Here is a 15,953-nt window from a genome sequence, read left to right as displayed (position 1 = left end):
CGGCTGCGGGGGGTGCGTACCTTGGGCTTCTGGTCGGAGACGTCGATGCCGAGTCGGCCATCGCGGCGATGGCGGAGGGGTCCTGGCCGCCGGAGAGGATCCGGCGGAGGCGTGCGGGCGATCCGGGTACCGAACGCCAAGCCTGCCGACTACCCGCCGCTCATCCCTGAAGGTGGTGGACGATGATCTCCCGAATATCCGCAAGCCACTGTCGCAGCCGCACGCCCTCTGGCGGGAGAACGCCAAGCCCCAGCGTCGCTGCCGACTTCTTGAGCAGTTGATCCGATTCGTTGAAGATCAGGAACTCGCGAATCTCGTCCGCCACCTGCCGGAGGTCGATCTCTGAGGTATCTGCAACATAATCGTCCAGAGCTTCCCTATCCGAGGAGTACTCCAGCGAATATTCCTGGTAGAAATATGATCCCAGTAGCTGTGAGAGTCCGGGAAACCGTTCTCTCCATTCCCATGCGGTTTGAGGAGGCGACTGGGAGGGAATCTCCGGCTCTGCGAGGAACTGCCGGAGGTGCCTGCCGATGACGGCAAGACAGCTCTCCACCGTTTTTCCGTGGGGAGGGTTGATGTGAGGCAAGAGGTCGACGTCATCCGCGATCTCATCGTTGAACAGACCTGTCTCAAGGAGGTCGTCGATTTCCGCAACCGCCTCGGCTGCGCGTGCGGGATCGCGTGCGGCTTGCCTGAGGTAGGCGCTGAGTGCAACTCCGCGACGGTCCTCTGTGTCATCGAAGGCGTACCCGGTCGCCGTGTAAGAGCGTAGGAGCTCGCGCAGCTCACGGAAACGATCGTTCGACGGTGTCACCTGTTCACGCCTTACTTTCGAGCTATTGAGTGGGATATGAAGTGAGGATTCGGTAGCCGCTCGCAGCGGATGGGTCGCGCTTCAGAACCACTTGCACTTTGTTCACCCATTGTGCAGCGGTTCCGCGTTTGAAGTTCTCCCGGGTCAGACTCATGCCGGTTGCCTCGTCGAATTCCTCGGTGAAGTTCATCTTCGACCCCTTCGGGCCGGCGAGCCATTCGCCAATCTTTTGCTGGTTTCTCAGCATCGCCGCATCAGTGAATCTCTGAGCCTGGGCCTCGTCTATGTATCTGGATGCCGCATCCATTCTGGGATTGCTCCGGAGGCGCGTGCGGAGGTCACGCGTCGTCATCTCCACGTGTCGCTCGATGGTATGCGAACCGTTCTTTCCTTCGTCACCCGCGATATCGGCACGGTACTTGGGTTTGACGGGTCCCTTGCGCTTGCTACGAGGCCAGGTGCTCGGCTCTCCGTCGCGGAGGAGCATGCCGAGATCGCCCGCCTCGACCGCGAGCCCGCTGGGCAGCGCGAATTCCGGGGTGTAGCCCGGCGGGCGGACACCTCCAAGGAGGTTGGTCCAGCCACCGCCCTCCCTCGCGAGCTGGAACGCCTTCCCTGCTCCGCCGAAGGCTCCGCCGGTAAAGGCTCCGTAGACCCCGGCGTCCTGTGCCTCGTCGAGGTTGAAGCCGGTCTGGAGCCCAGCCGCCATCTTGAGAGGCTGGGCGACGGCGAGGTCGACGGTGATGGATTCGATGCCCGCGATGGCCGCGGTCGCGAAAACCGTGCCGGCGATGGTGGCGACCTCGGTGGTCAGGGCCACGCCCACGGTCGCGGCCAGCTCGACGATGGTGGCGGTGGCTGCCGCCGCGGCGACTTCGGTGGCGCCGAGAGTGAAGAACGCCAGGGTCGTGCCGGCGACGATGACGGCGCCGCCGATCTCCAGTTCGCGGTCGAGCTTCTTCTTCGCGTCAGCCACTGCATCGGCGTACTGATCGATCCCGGCAGCCAGGGAGCGGGGGCCGTCGACGAGGTCTTGGAGCCACCCCTTCTTGTCGTGGTAGTAGCGGGCCCAGAAGGGATCGGCGAACGCGGAGATCGCCTCTCCGCTGTTGTTGTGAATCAGTGTCTGAGCGGCCTTGTTGGCGGCTGCCGCGACATCTTCCATGTCGTCGGCGAATGTCCGCCACGCGTTCGCGATGTTGCGCAACCTGCCTACGTCGGCGGCCGGCCACTCGATTCCTGTGACGTCGGTGACGATCTCCCGAACCTTGTCGCCGGTGCTCACGGTTGGTGGCTCCGGTCGTCGGGCCCCCCGTGGGGCGCGGAGGCCACCTTGCGAAACATGGCCCCGACCAGGGCATCGTTTTCTATGTGGCCGTCTGCCATGTCGGTCATCGCCGCATGGATGCTGGCCAGACCGTCCTGGATGATGCCGGCCGACTCCTCGATCCGAGCGAGGATCGGCCCGTACTTGTCGTGGAACTTCTTGCCCGGGTCGTCGTCTCCCCAGGCAGCCCCGGCTTTCGCCAGAGACGTGCGAAGCGTGCCCAGGGCCGTGCCGAGGGCCACGCTCTGGTCGTGGAACGTCGGTGCTGCCGCCTTCAGATCAGCCGTTTTGATGTCAAGGATCTTGCCCTCGTCGCCCACCCGTGTTCCCTCCCGTTGCCCTTGCGGTCATAAGACCCTAACTACGACTGATCGTTGGCGACTCCGGGTAGTGCCAAGCGCAAGCAACGATCAACTTTCGCAGCCCGCGTGTGTCGGTTCACGCCTACGCCGACCTGCCCCTGGCACTCGATGGGCCGAGGTGACCGAGCCGTTTCCGAATGCGGGGATTGCGAGCCGTTGATGTACTCGAAGCGCGGGTGGAGCTCCTCTCGCGCGAGAGCCTGAAGGCTTGCTCTGATCACGCCGCACTCGCCTCCGGGGTGCGACATGGAGCGTGGCATAGCGATCGGGGTACGGCCTTTAGCCTGCAAAAACCTCATGGCGAACATGCAGGAACGTTCTGACCTGCGTGTTCGCGATCCGGTGGCCTCTGTGAACCGGTCTGCGCCTCTTGCGGGAACCTCCGCGTCCCCGGGAATCGGGCCGATGGAGGGGTCAACAGCCGCGTCCACGCCTGTTCGTGTCGGCGTGTCAGCGGCCCTCTTCCGGTGCGCGGTATGCCGCGCGTTCCGATGGCGCCGCTCGGTGGCCCTGCGCGCGGGGGGCTCCTCCCGGGTCGCGGCGCTCGCCGTGCTCGCGTCACGCCGGGCCTGCCCGAGCACCACTCGCGGACGACGCCGCACCGCCGGGAGAACCTCGGGCGACGCCTCAGGCGTCGCCTCTCCGACGGCCCTCGGCGGGCGGTCGTGGTGGACGTCCTGTCGTGAACGGCCGCCGACGGCTCTGCGGCGGCGCCGTTCGCGCCCGCGTGGCGATCACCCGGGGATGGGTTGACCATGAAACTGCCGTCAGGTCCGGTCGGCGTCATTCTCGGCTCGGCTGCCGGGGAGCGGCCGGGAGAGGAGGCGAGTGCGGGCCCCCGCCCGAGGTGATCGGCTACCCGGCCGGCGCCCACGGCAGGCCCGGGGAGACGACTTGCGGTGTCGCGGAACCGCGGGCGGACGGGAGTTTTCCCCTCCGTCCATTGAGCGGTCTGACGCCGCGCTCGACGTCTGTGCCCACAGCAGAGTAGGAGACGGGCCATGAACGAGTCGATGGTGAACCTGGCGGTGGACTACCCGCTGCTCAACATGTTCTGGACCATGATGATGATCTTCCTCTGGGTCCTCTGGTTCATGCTGCTGTTCCGCATCATCGGCGACATCTTCCGCGACGACGGCCTGGGCGGCTGGGGCAAGGCCGGGTGGACCGTGTTCGTCATCCTCCTGCCCTTCCTGGGCGTCTTCGTCTACCTCATCGCCCGCGGACGCGGCATGGGCGAACGAGAGCTGTTGCGCGCCCAGCGCGCCGAGGAGGACTTCCGCTCCTACGTGAAGCAGAGCGCCGGAAGCGGCAACGCGTCGGAGGAACTGGCCCGGCTCGCCGAGCTCAAGAACCGGGGCGACATCTCGGCCGCCGAGTTCGAGCAGGCCAAGGCGAAGGTCCTCGCCGGATAGGTCGGACGGTCGCAGCGCCCGGGAGGACCGCGATGAGTGCGGCAGCGGTCGCACCGGGATGAAGGTGCGTCGCCATGGTGCTCGACCTGCTCCTCATCGGCCTCGCCATCACGGTCTACCCCTTGCCGATCCTGGCCTTCGTGCTCGTGGTGTCGGCCCCGCGCGGCGTGTGGAAGGGGCTGGCGTTCATCCTCGCCTGGCTCGCCTGCCTCGTGACCGTCATCGCCATCGTCCTGCTCGTCACGGACGGGCAGCCGCCACCGCCGCGCTCGCCTCCCTCCACCGCCGTACTCGCGCTCAAGCTGGCCCTCGGGCTGGGACTGATCGTGTACAGCGAGCACAGGAGGCGTCGGCGGCGCCGGCGGTCCGCCGCCGCCGTCGGCGGCACGGCGGACGGGAATCCGAAGACTTCCCGGTCCTCGATCACGTCCAGGACGGACGAGGCCACGGTGTGGTCGGCGGCCTCGCTCGCCGTGCTCCTGCAGCCGTGGGGCATGGTGAGCCTGGCCGCCACCACCGTGGTGGAGGCCGACCTCTCCCACAGTGCGTCGTTCCTGGCGCTCCTGGGCTTCTGCGTCCTGGCCACTTCCTCCCTGCTGGCCATGGAGTTGTACACGGTGTTCGCGCCGGAGAGGGCGCACGTGGCACTGGCGAACCTGCGCGCGTGGCTGGACCGCCACAAGGATCCGGCGATCGTCGTCACCTGCCTCGTCCTCGGCCTGTGGATCGTGGGCAGGAGCCTGTACCAGCTCACCGCCTGAGCCGCGCCGGGCCCCCTCAGCGGCAGGCGACGGCCGGGTCGTCGTGGACGATCGCGCAGGCCATCCGCGCACCGCGCCGGTGATCGGGGTACCTCGCGAGCAGCTCCGCAGTGAAGGCGTTCCACTGACGGGTGATCTCGGCAGTAGCCCCGGCCGTCGCGTGCCGGAAGTTGTCGCCCGTCCTCGACCGCGCGGACGCGGGGGTGTCCTTGTTCAGGGCCCGGTTGTGGGAGACGCGGCCGTCGCACCCGGCCGGTTTGAGCCCGGTGGAGTCGAAGTCCGGGTAGCAGCCGGTGGCGAGGTCCGCCGGGATGAGCGCGCGTGCCTGGCGGGTCCAGGCGGCGTCGTCCAGGGCGCTGTAGCGGCGGATGTCGAGGAACGGGGCGGGGCCCGTACGCCGCAGGCCGGGCGGGTTGTCGAGGCCGATCGGGCCCGGCGCGGACCGATCGGTCCAGTTGGAGTGCGCGTAGAAGTCCTCGATCGGGTGCCAGCCGCGGCCGAGCTGTTCGAGGACGACGCACTTGGCCCGCCCGGGCTTCTCGTCCCACGTACAGGGGGAGCCCAGGTCGCTCTGGTCCGCCCGCACCGTGCCGTCGGCACCGACGAGGCCTTCGGCGGCCCTGACCGCGTTGCGGAAGCGGGCCACCGAGGTCCGGACGCAGGCCAGGAGTTCGGTGGTGGCCTCGTCCCGGGTGCGGGGGTAGTCGGGGGCGTAACGCGGGGCGAGGTAGTCGGCGTTGTCGCAGTGCAGGGGCCCGACGTCGAAGTAGGGGCGGTGGTCGTCGGCGTTGACGGCCCCGTCGCGGGCGTCGGCCATCGCGGCCAGCGTGCGGGGCTGCCAGGGGAGGGCGGCCCGGGTGACGTCCTCGTGGTTGCCGCCGGTGAAGGCCTGGGCGGGGCCGGCGGGCACGGCGGTGAGGGCGGTCGCCAAGAGCGCCGCGAGTGCGGCGCATGCGCTCCGGGGCAGGCGGGCGGGCGCCCGGACACGGGACGCGCGTGGCTCCCGGTCCACGGCGTCGTCGCCCGTCGGCGGGAGGCCGGCCATGTCTCCATGCTGCGCGACCGGCCCGGGCTCCGCATGCCGGTGGTCGGACGTCGGTGGCCGTACACCCGCTGTGGCCAGGGCCACAACCACGGCAACCGCGCCGACCGCAACCGGGCCGACCGCAACCGCGCCGACCGCAACCGCGCCGACCGCGGCCGCCCCGCCGCCGGCCGGGGCGGGGCGGCCTTCCGGCGCTAGAGGTTCTCCGTCTCGTCCGCCAAGGAGCGAAGGACGTCGTTCAGGTCCTGGCGCCGGTCGAAGGCCGCGCGTTGGCGGTGGGCGCCCGAGCCGTCGCGCAGGAGGCCCCCCATCGTCTTGGCCGCGTGGTCGAGTTCCCCCGCCGCCGCCAGTTCCGGGGCGACCAGGTCCAGCAGGGCCTCCGCCAGGTCCGCCGCCGGGAGTTCCGCCCCGGTGTACGGGTCGAGGCCGAACCCTTCCAGCCCGTCGTGCGCCGCCCGCCAGCGCGCCAGGCGCAGTACGTCGTCCCGCACCGCCGGTTCGGGAAGCTGCTCCGCGATCTCCCGCAGGACGGTGGCCACGAGGGCGCGGACCAGCTCGGCCTGGAGGATCGCCGTGTCGATGTCCGGCGACATGTCGGGCGCCCGGATCTCCAGCGTCGGCCAGTGTCCGGACGGCCGCAGATCCCAATAGACCATCTTGGTGTCCAGGGCCGCCCCGGAGCCGAGCAGGGTCTGCACCGAGCGCCGGAAATGGGCTGTGGAGGTGAAGTGCGGGGGCAGGCCGGCCGAGGGCCAGCCCGACCAGGCCATCGCCCGCCAGCTGGCGTGCCCCGTATCCCGGCCGCCCCAGAACGGCGAGTTCGCGGCCAGCGCGATCAGCGTGGGCAGCCACGGTCTGACCCGGTTCGACACCGCGACCGCCGTGTCCACGTCGAAGGTGCCGATGTGGATGTGGCGGCCGCAGCTGACCAGGGTGTCGGTGAGCGCGCCGAACCGGCGGTGCTGCTCCCGCTGGCGAGGCTCGTCGTCGGTCAGGTGCAGGGGCCCCTCCACGGCCACGACCGGCGAGGGGGCGGCGAGCAGACGGCAGCCGTGGGCGCGGGCCGCCCGGGCGAGGGTGCGCCGCAGGGTGGCGAGCTCCTCGCGCACCACGGATGCCGAATCGGCGACCGGGGTGGAGATCTCCACCTGGTAGCGGGTGCCCTCGGGGTGCACTTCGTGGGGCAGGCCCGCGGCGGTGGCCAGGACGAGCGGGGCGGCCGGGACCACCCGGAAGGTGCGGGCGTCGACGAGGAGGAACTCCTCCTCGACACCGACGGTCAGCGGGGCCGTCAGGGGGACCGCGTGGACTCCGTCGTCCGCGCTGCCGGTGCTCGTGGTGCTGTTGCCAGGTTCGATCACTACGCCTCCCTGGACATACGAGTCTTTTCATCATGAGCGGAACCGGAGGCGTGACGGCTACGCCGATTCGGTCAAATGTCCGGTGCGCGTGGCGGGTTAGCGGCAAGGGCGGGGCGCGCGGGGCGCGAGGGGTCGTCGTTGCCGGGACGTGAACAGGTGTCCGAGTCCGGCGGCCCTCGACCGCGGGGTGGTTATCATCCGTTGTGACCGCTACGACGACCCCGCCCCGACCCCGGCGGCGCATATTCGCCGACCTGACCCCCCTGCGCACCTCCCCGCACTACCGGCGGCTGTGGGTGGGCAACACCGTCTCCTGGGTCGGCCAGGCGATGACCACCCTCGCGATCTCGCTCCAGGTGTACGAGATCACCGGCTCCAGCTTCTCGGTCGGGCTCGTCGGACTCTTCTCCCTGGTCCCGCTCCTCGCCTTCGGTCTCTACGGCGGCGCGATCGCCGACACCGTCGACCGGCGCAAGCTCGGTCTCTACAGCTCGCTGGGCCTCACCGTGCTGTCCGTCGGCCTGGCCGCCGCCGCGCTCGCGGACTACAACCGGGTCTGGCTGCTGTACGCGGTCGTCGCGCTCCAGGCGGTCTGCGGCGCACTCAACGGGCCGGCCCGGTCGGCCATGATCCCCCGGTTGCTGCCGGCCGAGCAGCTGCCCGCCGCCAACGCGCTGAACTCCGTCACCATGACCTCCGGGATGATGGCCGGCCCGATGCTGGGCGGTCTCGCCGTCGGGTGGTGGGGCTACCAGGCCGCGTACCTGATCGACGCCGTCACCTTCGTCGCCGCGCTCTACGCGATGTGGCGACTGCCCTCGATGGCGCCGGAGCGGAGCGAGGACAAGCGGGGCCGGGCCTCGGTGATGGACGGCCTGCGGTTCCTCGGGACGCGCCCCAACATCCGGATGACGTTCTTCTCCGACATGGCGGCCATGGTGCTGGCCCAGCCGAAGGCACTGTTCCCGGCGATCGCCGTGCTCTGGTACGGGGGAGACGCCAAGACCGTCGGCCTCCTCGTCGCCGCGCCCGCCGTCGGGGCGCTGTTGGGCGGCCTGTTCTCCGGCTGGCAGGGGCGGATTCGGCGGCACGGGCTGGCGATCTTGCTGTCCGTGGCCGCGTGGGGGCTCGCCATCGCCGTCTTCGGGCTGACCCGGAACCTGTGGCTCGGCCTGCTCTTCCTCGCGCTGGCCGGGTGCGCCGACACCGTCTCCATGGTGTTCCGCTCGACGATGATGCAGGCCGCGACCCCCGACGAGATGCGCGGTCGGCTCCAGGGCGTCTTCATCGTGGTCGTCGCGGGCGGCCCCCGGCTCGGGGACTTCCTCGCCGGGACCGCCGCCGACCTCGGCTCCCCGGCCCTCGCGATCACCGGCGGGGGCCTCGGGTGCGTGCTGGTGGTGGGCCTGCTGGCGGCCCGCTGGCGCGGCTTCGCCCGCTACGACGCGCGCTCGCCGCAGGCCTGACCCCGGGCCGGGCGGCTCCGGGGGTACGGGCCGGCGCGCTCAGGCGAGCCAGAGCGCGGCCCGGCGGTGCCGGGCGGGCCGGATCTCCGCCTCCTCGGCCCCGCGGAGGTCGAGCCGCGCGCCTCGGCCGCCGTCCGTGAGGCGGAGCAGCGTACGGGCGTCCGCGCGCAGCCGCTGCCGCGCACGGCGTTCCTCGCGGGCGGCCCAGCGGGACACCGAGCGGTCGCGTCCCACGCGCGGGAAGTGCCGGATGACGGCGCGGCGGCGTACGGCCCGCGGGTGGGGGCGGTGGCCGCCGAGCGCGGCCTCGGCGCGGCAGCGGGCGGTGTAGCGCAGGTCGCGTACGAGCACGCCGAAAACCGCCGCCGTGCGGTCGGTTCGGCGGCGGGAGCGGATGTGGTGGGCGGTACGGACACGGACGGCTCCGGGTCGGGGCGCCGGCGGGATCGCGGCGGTCACTACCCGAAGCCGTACGGGCCCGCTCCACGGGAGCGGCGGGTCACGGGCGCGCCCGCGGGGCCACGACGCCGCGCGCGACCCCGAGCGACACCAGGTCGTGGGGGCGGATACGGAGTTGCTCCGCCGTGGCGGGCGCCTGGGAGGCGGGACGCTTGAGGATGGCCGCCGCCAGTTCCGGGGCGATGACCGAGAAATAGCTGTCCGGGGTGACCCAGGTGTTCCCTGGCGCGGCCAGCGCGAGGGCGCCGCCCGAGCCGCCCTCGCCGATCAGGAGCGTGGTCACCGGGACGCCGGCCGCCGCCACCGCCGCGAAGGCGTCCGCGATGGCCGCCCCCGCCCCGGCCCGTTCGGCGGCGGCGTCGTTGGCCGCGCCCGGGGTGTCGACGAGGGTGAGCACCGGGATGCCGAGCCGGTCCGCGAGGCGGATCACGCGGGCCGCCGTACGGTAGCCCGCCGGGAGCGTGGCGGTGCCGCACTGGGCGACGTAGGCCACCACCGACCCGTCCCCGTCCGCCCGCAGCCCGAACCCGCACAGCATCCCCGGATCGGTGCCACCCGCCCGGTCGCCCCACAGGGGCATGCGCAGCCCGAAGTACGCGTCCAGGTACGCACCGGCGCGCGGGCGGTCCGGGTGGCGGGCCCGTCGGACGGCGTCCCACCCCGTCGCCGGAGCCGCCGCGTCGGCCTGCGCGGCCGGGGGCGGGACGGGTTCGGTCGAGCGGGGCGCGGCCAACAACCGCAGCCAGTCGGTCACGGCCCGGGCGAGCTCCGGCGCGGGCACCACGGCGTCGACGTGCCCGGCCGCGTGCTGCCCCTCGGCGGTGTAGGCGGCCGGGTCCGCTTCCGGCGGCCGCACCCGGGACCCGGCGAAACCGACCTGGGCGCCCGGGAGGGCGAGCACGACATCGGCGCCCGCCCCGAGGGTGGCCCAGCCGCCGCCGGTGGTGGGGTCGCGCAGGACGGCGATCTGGGGCAGCCCGGCGGCCCTGGTCAGGGCGGACTGCGCGGCCACCCGCTGGAGTTGGGTCAGCGCGAGCATCCCCTCCTGCATCCGGGAGCCACCGGTGGCGATCAGCGACACCAGGGGGAGCCGGTGCTCGCGGGCGTACCGGTACGCCGCCTCCAGCCGGTCCCCGGTGCGCAGCCCGAGCGAACCCCCGAGGAAGCCGAACTCGAAGGAGACGACCGCGGCCTCGTACCCGCCGACCCGGGCGGCGCCGACGACCACGGACTCCGTCTCCCCGGTGGCGGCGGTCGCCCGGGCCCGCGCGCCGTCGTATCCCGCCCAGGCCAGTGGGCCGTCCGGAACCGACTCCCCTTCGGGAACGCGGAGTTCGGCGAAGCTGCCGGGGTCGGCGAGGGAGGCGATGGCCGCGCGGGCCGACAGGCGGGTCGTGGTCACGGGGTCACCCTAGGGCGTGCAGGCGCGGCAACGGCCCGGTATGTGGGGCGGCTCACGGAAGCGGGAACACGATCTTGAGGGCGTAGGCGGCGACCAGTCCGTAGCCGAGTCGGAAGGTCCAGAGGCGGACCTCCGGGGAGATCCGGGCGGCGGCGAGGGAGCCCACCACGACGAGCAGTTGTTGCCACACGAGGGAGGCGAGTCCGACGCCGGCGAGGAAGGCCGCGACGGCCCCGCCGGTGCGCAGGCTCGCGCCCTGGGCGGTGGTGAGGGCGGCGAAGTAGAGGGCGGTGGTGGGGTTCACGGCGGTGAGGCCGACATAGCGGGCGAACGTCGCTGTCGGCCGCCCGCCGGCGGGGGCGGGTGCGGCGGGGCAGGGCGGTGCGGCGGCGGGCGGGGCGGCGCGGGCGCGGCGCGTGGCGCGGAGGCCGCGGGCGGCGATCGTGAGGAGGACGATCCCGGCCGCCAGGCGGACCCAGGCCTCGACCGGGCCGACGCTGGTGGCCACCCAGGGCCCCAGTGCGGTGGCCGACGCCGCGTAGCCCAGGTCCACCACGGCGATGCCCGCCGCCGCGGCCACCGCCGTACGGCGGTGCCGCATCGCCTCCTGGAGCAGCAGGACGCTCATCGCCCCCATCGGCACCGCCACCCCCAGGCCGGCGACCGCTCCCGAGAGGGCGGGCGCCGGCAGTCCGCCCGGCCCGCTTGCCGTGCTCAACACCGTCAGTGCGCTCAACGCGCTCGGATCACTCATGCGGCGAGCCTGGTCCGGGGGGCCGGGACCACGGCGGTGAATATCGGCCGCGGCTGCGATAATCGCGGAATGGACCGCCTGGACAGCGACATCCTCGGAATCCTGCGGGAGGACGCGCGGATCTCCTACCGCGACCTCGGTGTGCGCGTCGGGCTCAGCGCCAACGCCACGGCGGACCGGGTCCGCCGAATGCGACGGGACGGGGTGATCCGCGGCTTCACCGTGGTGGTCGACCCGGCCGCCGACACACGCGGTGGGCTCGTCGTGTTCATCGACCTGACGCTGCGCGAGGGCGTCACCAACGACGAGTTCGAGCAGCGGGTCGTCCGACTGCCCGGAATCACCGAGGTCGTCCACGTCACCGGCGCCTACGACTACCTCGTACGGGCCCGCGCCGCCGACGCCGCCGCGCTCGACGCGCTGCTGCGCCGCCTCAAGCGGGAGGCCGGGGTCGCCCAGTCCAGTACGAGGATCGCGCTCCGGGCCGCGAACACCCCGGGGTAGCGGGGGCGTCGCGCGCCGCCGGCGGTGGGACGGCGGGAGCTCTCAGAGCGGCGACTCCCAGGTGAGCGTCGTCCCCCTGGTGTCCGCTGTCGTCCGGCCGTCGTCACGGACCGTCAGGCGGACCCGACCCGGGGCCGCGTCCACCTCGACCTCGATCGAGGTGATGTCCGTCCGGCGGTGGGCGGCGGCCAGGGCGCCCCGCAGGGCGGACAGCAGTTCGGCCGCCACCGGGTCCGGAAGCAGTGCGTCGACGGCCCCGGCGAACCGCACCGACGGCTGGAAGCCCAGCAGCACCGCCGCACCGCCCGTCTCTCGCAGTACCCGGCCCCGGAAGGTCGTCGGGGCATCCGTCGGGGGCTGCTGGAGCGCGAAGATCGCGGTGCGGACCTCTTGGATGGTGGAGTCCAGTTCGTCCACGGCCCGCCCGAGTTCGGCGCCGATCGTGTCTCCCGCGGCGGCGGACGCCGAGCGCTTCTTCGTGCTCTCCAGCATCATCTCCGTCGCGAACAGCCGCTGGACCACCAGGTCGTGCAGGTCGCGCGCGATCCGGTCCCGGTCCTCGTACACGGCCAGTTGCTCGCGGTCGTGCTGCGCGTCCGCCAGTACGAGGGCCAGCGCGGCCTGCGAGGCGAACTGCGAGGCCAGCAGCCGGTCCACGGCGTCGTACGGGCGTCCGCCCCGGGCCCGCGGCAGGGCGAGGGTGCCGATCAGCCGGCCGCCGCTCTGGAGCGGCAGCATCATGCTCGGGCCGAACCGTTCCCGCACGTGGGTGGTCATCCGGGGGTCCGTCGCCGAATCCTCTATGAAGACCGGCTCCCCGCCGAGGAGTTGCTCCAGGACCGCCGAACCGGGCGCGATGGTGGTGCCGACCAGGTCGCCGGGATCGCCGTGCGTCGAGGCGGCGACGATCTCCATGCCGCCCTCGGGGGTCGGCTGGAGCACCACCCCCGCCGTCGCGTCCGCCAACAGCCGGGCCCGTTCCGCGACGCACATCAGCGCGTCGGCCGCCGGACGGCCCGCCAGCAGGGCGGTGGTCACCGCGGCGGCGCCCTCGATCCAGCGCTCGCGGCGGCGGGCGGTGTCGTAGAGGCGGGCGTTGCCGATCGCTATCCCGGCCTGTGAGGCCAGGACCCGCAGCAGGGACAGGTCCTCGTCGGTGAAGGGGCCTCCGCCGCGCTTCTCCGTGAGGTAGAGGTTGCCGAAGACCTCGGTGTGCACCCGGATGGGTACGCCGAGGAAGCCGCGCATGGGCGGATGCCCGGGCGGGAAGCCGGCCGAACGGGGGTCCCGGGCGAGGTCGTCGAGCAGCAGCGGGCGCGGGTCGCCGATGAGCGCCCCGGTCAGGCCCGTGCGGCCGTCGGGCAGCCGCGGGATCGCGGCCCGCTGGGCCGCGGTCAGACCGGAGGTGAACAGCTCGGTCAGTCGGCCGCGCTCGGGGTCGACGACCCCGAGCGCGGCGTAGCGCGCCGCGCACAACTCGGCGGCCGAGTCCACCACGTGCTGGAGGGTGCTGCGCAGTTCCAGCTCCGACCCGACGGCGAGCACCGCCTCCAGCAGCATGGGCAGGCTCGCCGACTCCGTCGGTCCCGGGGTCCGCGGCCGGCCGGGTTCCCGACCGGGCAGGCCCTCGGGGCGTTCGTGTGCGGGTGGTGTCATTCGGTCAGGGGGTTGAGGACCATGGGGGCGATCTTTCCTTCCAGCATCGCGCCCAGACCCAGCACGGCGCACACGTCGGGGCGTTCCGCGATGGCCACGGGCATCCCCGTCGCGTCGCGCAGCATCTGGTCCAGGCCCGGCAGCAGGGCGCTGCCGCCCACCATCATGATGCCCCGGTCCGTCAGATCGGCCACCAGGTCCGGCGGGCAGTCGCGCAGTACCTTGCCGATGCCGTCGAGCACCGCCGTCAGCGGCGTGTGGATCGCGTCGCGCACCGCCGCGGTGTCCACGTGCACGGAACGGGCCAGGCCGGTGGCCACGTCCCGGCCGTGGATGAGGGTGGAGGCCGGCCCCTCGGCGGTGATGCCGTTGCCGTGCAGGGCCAGCTGGAGCGGCCGGACGGCCTGGCTGGGGAGCATCAGCTCGTGCGCGTGGCGCAGGTGTTGCACCACGGCGTGGTCGATTGCCTCGCCGCCGACCGGGATGCGCTCGGCGGTGACGATGGACCCCAGGGACAACACCGCCACCTGGGTGGCCGCGGCGCCGCACACCATGATCATGGTCGCGGTCGGCTGCTCCACGGGCAGGCCGCAGCCGACGGCCGCCGCGATCAGGGTGTCGACCAGCTCGACACGCCGGGCGCCGAGACCGACCAGCGTCTCCACCGCCGCCCGCTGCGCGAGGGGATCGGCGTCGTGCGGGGTGCAGGCGGCGGCCCGCAGCCGCGGCTTGCGCCGCAGGGCGCGGCGCAGCTTCTCGCCGAGCAGGTGACGCAGCATCCGCTGCGCCATCTCGATGTCGACGACGGTGCCGCCGGAGACGGGGCGCACCACCCGGATGTAGTCGGGCGTACGGCCCGTCATCCGTTCGGCGAAGGTGCCGACGGCGATGAGTGCCCCGGTACGGGTGTTCACCGCGGCGACGCTGGGCTCGTCCACGACCAGGCCGGCGCCCTTCACGTAGACGCGGGTCCTGGCCGCTCCCAGGTCGACAGCGACGTGGCAGCGGCGCAACTGCTCAAGACTGACGGTCACGGCAGATCCCTCCGAGAGCGCTGACGCAAGAGGACCGGCGACTGCCGGTCGGACAACTCATATCTTCTCGGGTCAATAGGGTCATGCGCCTGTTGAGATGCTCCGGCCGGGGTGGGTCGCGTGTGCCGGAGGGTGCTGCACAGGGGTGGTCTTCTGTACCGACAGGCGCCACGATGCGCGCACTGTCCGCGCTACCGGCGCGTAACAAGGTAAAGGGGACCCGATGCTGACGCCCCGCCAGGGACTGCCGGCCCTCCTGACGCTCTGCCTGACGCTGTTCGTCACCCTCCTGGCGCCCTCCCAGGCCCGGGCGGTCGGCGGGTCCGCCGAGCGGGCGGCCCCCCGCGATCCGGTGGTCTTCGTGCACGGTTACAACGCCGACCCCGGAGTGTGGGGGGCGCTGCGCGAGGACATGCGCGCGGACGGGTACACCGACGACCGGCTCTTCTCCTGGGGCTACGACACGCACCTGTCGGTGAACGAGGTCCTCGCCGGACGGCTCGGCGCCTACGTCGACCAGGTCCGCCGGCAGACCGGAGCGGCCAAAGTGGACATCGTCGGGCACTCCTTCGGCTCGCTCGTCAGCCGCTGGTACGTGAAGTACGGCGGCGGCACGGCGGCCGTCGCCCACTGGGTCTCGCTCGCCGGCCCGAACCACGGCACCTCCACCGCCTGGGCCTGCGCCCTGTGGGACCAGGCGTGCCGGGACATGACCCCGGGGTCGTACGTGGTGAGGAACCTGGCCGCGGGCGACGAGACGCCGGGGGCGGTCGCGTACGCCACCTTCCGTTCGGACTGCGACGAAGTGGTCAACCCGGACGACAGCGTCCCGCTGACCGGGGCCGCCAACGTGGCCGTGGGGTGCCTGAAACACAACGACCTGCTCGGCGATGACGCCACCTCGGCCGGAGTGCGGGCCTTCCTGGCCTCCTGAAGCCGGCGTCGGGGCCTCAGGCCGTCCCGGGCCGGACCTCCTGGAGGAGGCCGTACGTGAACTCCGCCACCAGCGGCTGCCCCGACACGGTGAAGGCCAGCCGCCATCGTGTCGGAGCCGTGCCCTCCATCGGGCGGACCGGTGCGAAGGCCCGCGCCACCTCGTCCACCGTCGCCGACCAGGGGCGCAGGTCCCGCGCGGCCTCCAGTACGGGCCCCCGCGCGCCCGGAGCCCGCACCAGCCACTCGTTCCACACCGCCCCGTCCGGCCCGGCCAGCACCTCGAAGCGCAGGTCGGGCCAGAGCGGGACCGGCCAGAGCAGCGCCTCGCACTCCAGGTCGCCGATCCGCCGGGACGCGGTGGACTCCGGCGGCCCGAGCACCGAGCGGTAGCGGGCCAAGGCGCCGCGGGACCGGGGTGAGCGGACCATGGCCTGCCAACGCTTGTTGGCCTGCCGCTGCTCGGCGAGGGAGGCGCCCAGGCGCAGCCGGGCCTGCTCGGCGAGGTCCGGCCGGAAGTCCGCCATCCTGCGCAGCAGCACCAGTTGGAAGGCGGCCGGGCCGAAGGCCCCCGAGCCGGCCGCGGGCGGGGTCGGCGGGGTCGCGGTCATGGAAGACACGATTCCACACAGGATCCTTACGTTCCCGGAATCCCGC

Annotated in this window: 17 protein-coding genes; 6 read left to right on the top strand and 11 right to left on the bottom strand. The window is 72.5% G+C overall.

The window, feature by feature from the left end; all coding sequences use genetic code 11:
* Positions 1-160: 160 nt before the first annotated feature.
* From E6R62_RS16645 to E6R62_RS16635, 3 genes are read right to left on the bottom strand one after another with little or no spacing between them, the layout of a single operon-like run.
* Positions 161-817, bottom strand: a complete 657-nt coding sequence (locus E6R62_RS16645; protein ID WP_136214218.1) for a contact-dependent growth inhibition system immunity protein — start codon at positions 815-817, stop codon at positions 161-163.
* Positions 818-839: 22 nt separating this feature from the next.
* Entirely contained in the window at positions 840-2,102 is a 1,263-nt protein-coding gene (locus E6R62_RS16640) for an RNase A-like domain-containing protein (protein ID WP_136214217.1), read from the bottom strand.
* A complete protein-coding gene (locus E6R62_RS16635) occupies positions 2,099-2,464 on the bottom strand; it encodes a WXG100 family type VII secretion target (RefSeq protein WP_136214216.1) in 366 nt (121 codons plus the stop codon). The genes E6R62_RS16640 and E6R62_RS16635 overlap by 4 nt, the downstream gene beginning before the upstream one ends.
* A 1,043-nt stretch (positions 2,465-3,507) precedes the next feature.
* Between E6R62_RS16635 and E6R62_RS16630 the strand changes: the two genes are divergently transcribed.
* Both E6R62_RS16630 and E6R62_RS16625 read left to right on the top strand, forming a co-directional pair.
* Positions 3,508-3,921, top strand: coding sequence for an SHOCT domain-containing protein (locus E6R62_RS16630; RefSeq protein ID WP_136214215.1), 414 nt, complete (start codon positions 3,508-3,510; stop codon positions 3,919-3,921).
* Between the two features lie 74 nt (positions 3,922-3,995).
* The gene (locus tag E6R62_RS16625) at positions 3,996-4,682 is read left to right on the top strand and encodes a GAP family protein (RefSeq protein WP_136214214.1); all 687 of its coding nucleotides are present in this window, start codon (positions 3,996-3,998) and stop codon (positions 4,680-4,682) included.
* Positions 4,683-4,698: 16 nt separating this feature from the next.
* Here E6R62_RS16625 and E6R62_RS16620 read toward each other — a convergent pair whose 3' ends face one another.
* The gene (locus tag E6R62_RS16620; protein WP_136214213.1) at positions 4,699-5,727 is read right to left on the bottom strand and encodes a hypothetical protein; all 1,029 of its coding nucleotides are present in this window, start codon (positions 5,725-5,727) and stop codon (positions 4,699-4,701) included.
* Between the two features lie 6 nt (positions 5,728-5,733).
* Here E6R62_RS16620 and E6R62_RS16615 point away from each other — a divergent pair, with 6 nt between their 5' ends.
* On the top strand, positions 5,734-5,925 hold the full coding sequence (locus tag E6R62_RS16615; RefSeq protein ID WP_136214212.1) for a hypothetical protein: 192 nt from the start codon (positions 5,734-5,736) through the stop codon (positions 5,923-5,925).
* Here E6R62_RS16615 and E6R62_RS16610 read toward each other — a convergent pair.
* A complete protein-coding gene (locus E6R62_RS16610) occupies positions 5,922-7,088 on the bottom strand; it encodes a glutamate--cysteine ligase (RefSeq protein ID WP_136214211.1) in 1,167 nt (388 codons plus the stop codon). The two genes, E6R62_RS16615 and E6R62_RS16610, sit on opposite strands and share 4 nt — an antisense overlap.
* A gap of 203 nt (positions 7,089-7,291) precedes the next feature.
* Here E6R62_RS16610 and E6R62_RS16605 point away from each other — a divergent pair, with 203 nt between their 5' ends.
* Entirely contained in the window at positions 7,292-8,554 is a 1,263-nt protein-coding gene (locus tag E6R62_RS16605) for an MFS transporter (protein ID WP_136214210.1), read from the top strand.
* A 39-nt stretch (positions 8,555-8,593) separates the two neighbouring features.
* Here E6R62_RS16605 and E6R62_RS16600 read toward each other — a convergent pair whose 3' ends face one another.
* From E6R62_RS16600 to E6R62_RS16590, 3 genes are read right to left on the bottom strand one after another with little or no spacing between them, the layout of a single operon-like run.
* Positions 8,594-9,013, bottom strand: a complete 420-nt coding sequence (locus E6R62_RS16600) for a hypothetical protein (RefSeq protein ID WP_206308743.1) — start codon at positions 9,011-9,013, stop codon at positions 8,594-8,596.
* A gap of 40 nt (positions 9,014-9,053) precedes the next feature.
* Complete coding sequence (locus E6R62_RS16595; protein ID WP_136214209.1) at positions 9,054-10,415, bottom strand: carboxyl transferase domain-containing protein; 1,362 nt, start codon at positions 10,413-10,415, stop codon at positions 9,054-9,056.
* 52 nt (positions 10,416-10,467) lie between these two features.
* Positions 10,468-11,169 (bottom strand): LysE family transporter, encoded by a 702-nt coding sequence (locus E6R62_RS16590; protein ID WP_136214208.1) that lies wholly within the window; start codon positions 11,167-11,169, stop codon positions 10,468-10,470.
* A 69-nt stretch (positions 11,170-11,238) separates the two neighbouring features.
* Here E6R62_RS16590 and E6R62_RS16585 point away from each other — a divergent pair, with 69 nt between their 5' ends.
* On the top strand, positions 11,239-11,673 hold the full coding sequence (locus tag E6R62_RS16585; RefSeq protein ID WP_136214207.1) for an Lrp/AsnC family transcriptional regulator: 435 nt from the start codon (positions 11,239-11,241) through the stop codon (positions 11,671-11,673).
* Positions 11,674-11,715: 42 nt separating this feature from the next.
* On the opposite strand, the gene E6R62_RS16580 is transcribed toward E6R62_RS16585, so the two are convergent.
* Positions 11,716-13,233: a GAF domain-containing protein gene (locus E6R62_RS16580; protein WP_240801723.1), complete on the bottom strand. Its 1,518-nt coding sequence runs from the start codon at positions 13,231-13,233 to the stop codon at positions 11,716-11,718.
* A gap of 92 nt (positions 13,234-13,325) precedes the next feature.
* A complete protein-coding gene (locus E6R62_RS16575; RefSeq protein ID WP_136214205.1) occupies positions 13,326-14,363 on the bottom strand; it encodes a rod shape-determining protein in 1,038 nt (345 codons plus the stop codon).
* A gap of 223 nt (positions 14,364-14,586) precedes the next feature.
* On the opposite strand from E6R62_RS16575, the gene E6R62_RS16570 reads away from it, so the two are divergent.
* The gene (locus tag E6R62_RS16570; RefSeq protein WP_136214204.1) at positions 14,587-15,297 is read left to right on the top strand and encodes a triacylglycerol lipase; all 711 of its coding nucleotides are present in this window, start codon (positions 14,587-14,589) and stop codon (positions 15,295-15,297) included.
* Between the two features lie 16 nt (positions 15,298-15,313).
* On the opposite strand, the gene E6R62_RS16565 is transcribed toward E6R62_RS16570, so the two are convergent.
* Complete coding sequence (locus tag E6R62_RS16565) at positions 15,314-15,907, bottom strand: hypothetical protein (RefSeq protein ID WP_136214203.1); 594 nt, start codon at positions 15,905-15,907, stop codon at positions 15,314-15,316.
* Positions 15,908-15,953: the final 46 nt, after the last annotated feature.

Origin of the sequence: Streptomyces sp. A1136 (genome assembly GCF_004795055.1) — a bacterium.
Lineage (GTDB): Bacteria > Actinomycetota > Actinomycetes > Streptomycetales > Streptomycetaceae > Streptomyces.
The sequence above is the reverse complement of the archived record's forward strand: the minus strand, read 5'-3'. Positions and strand labels throughout refer to the sequence as shown.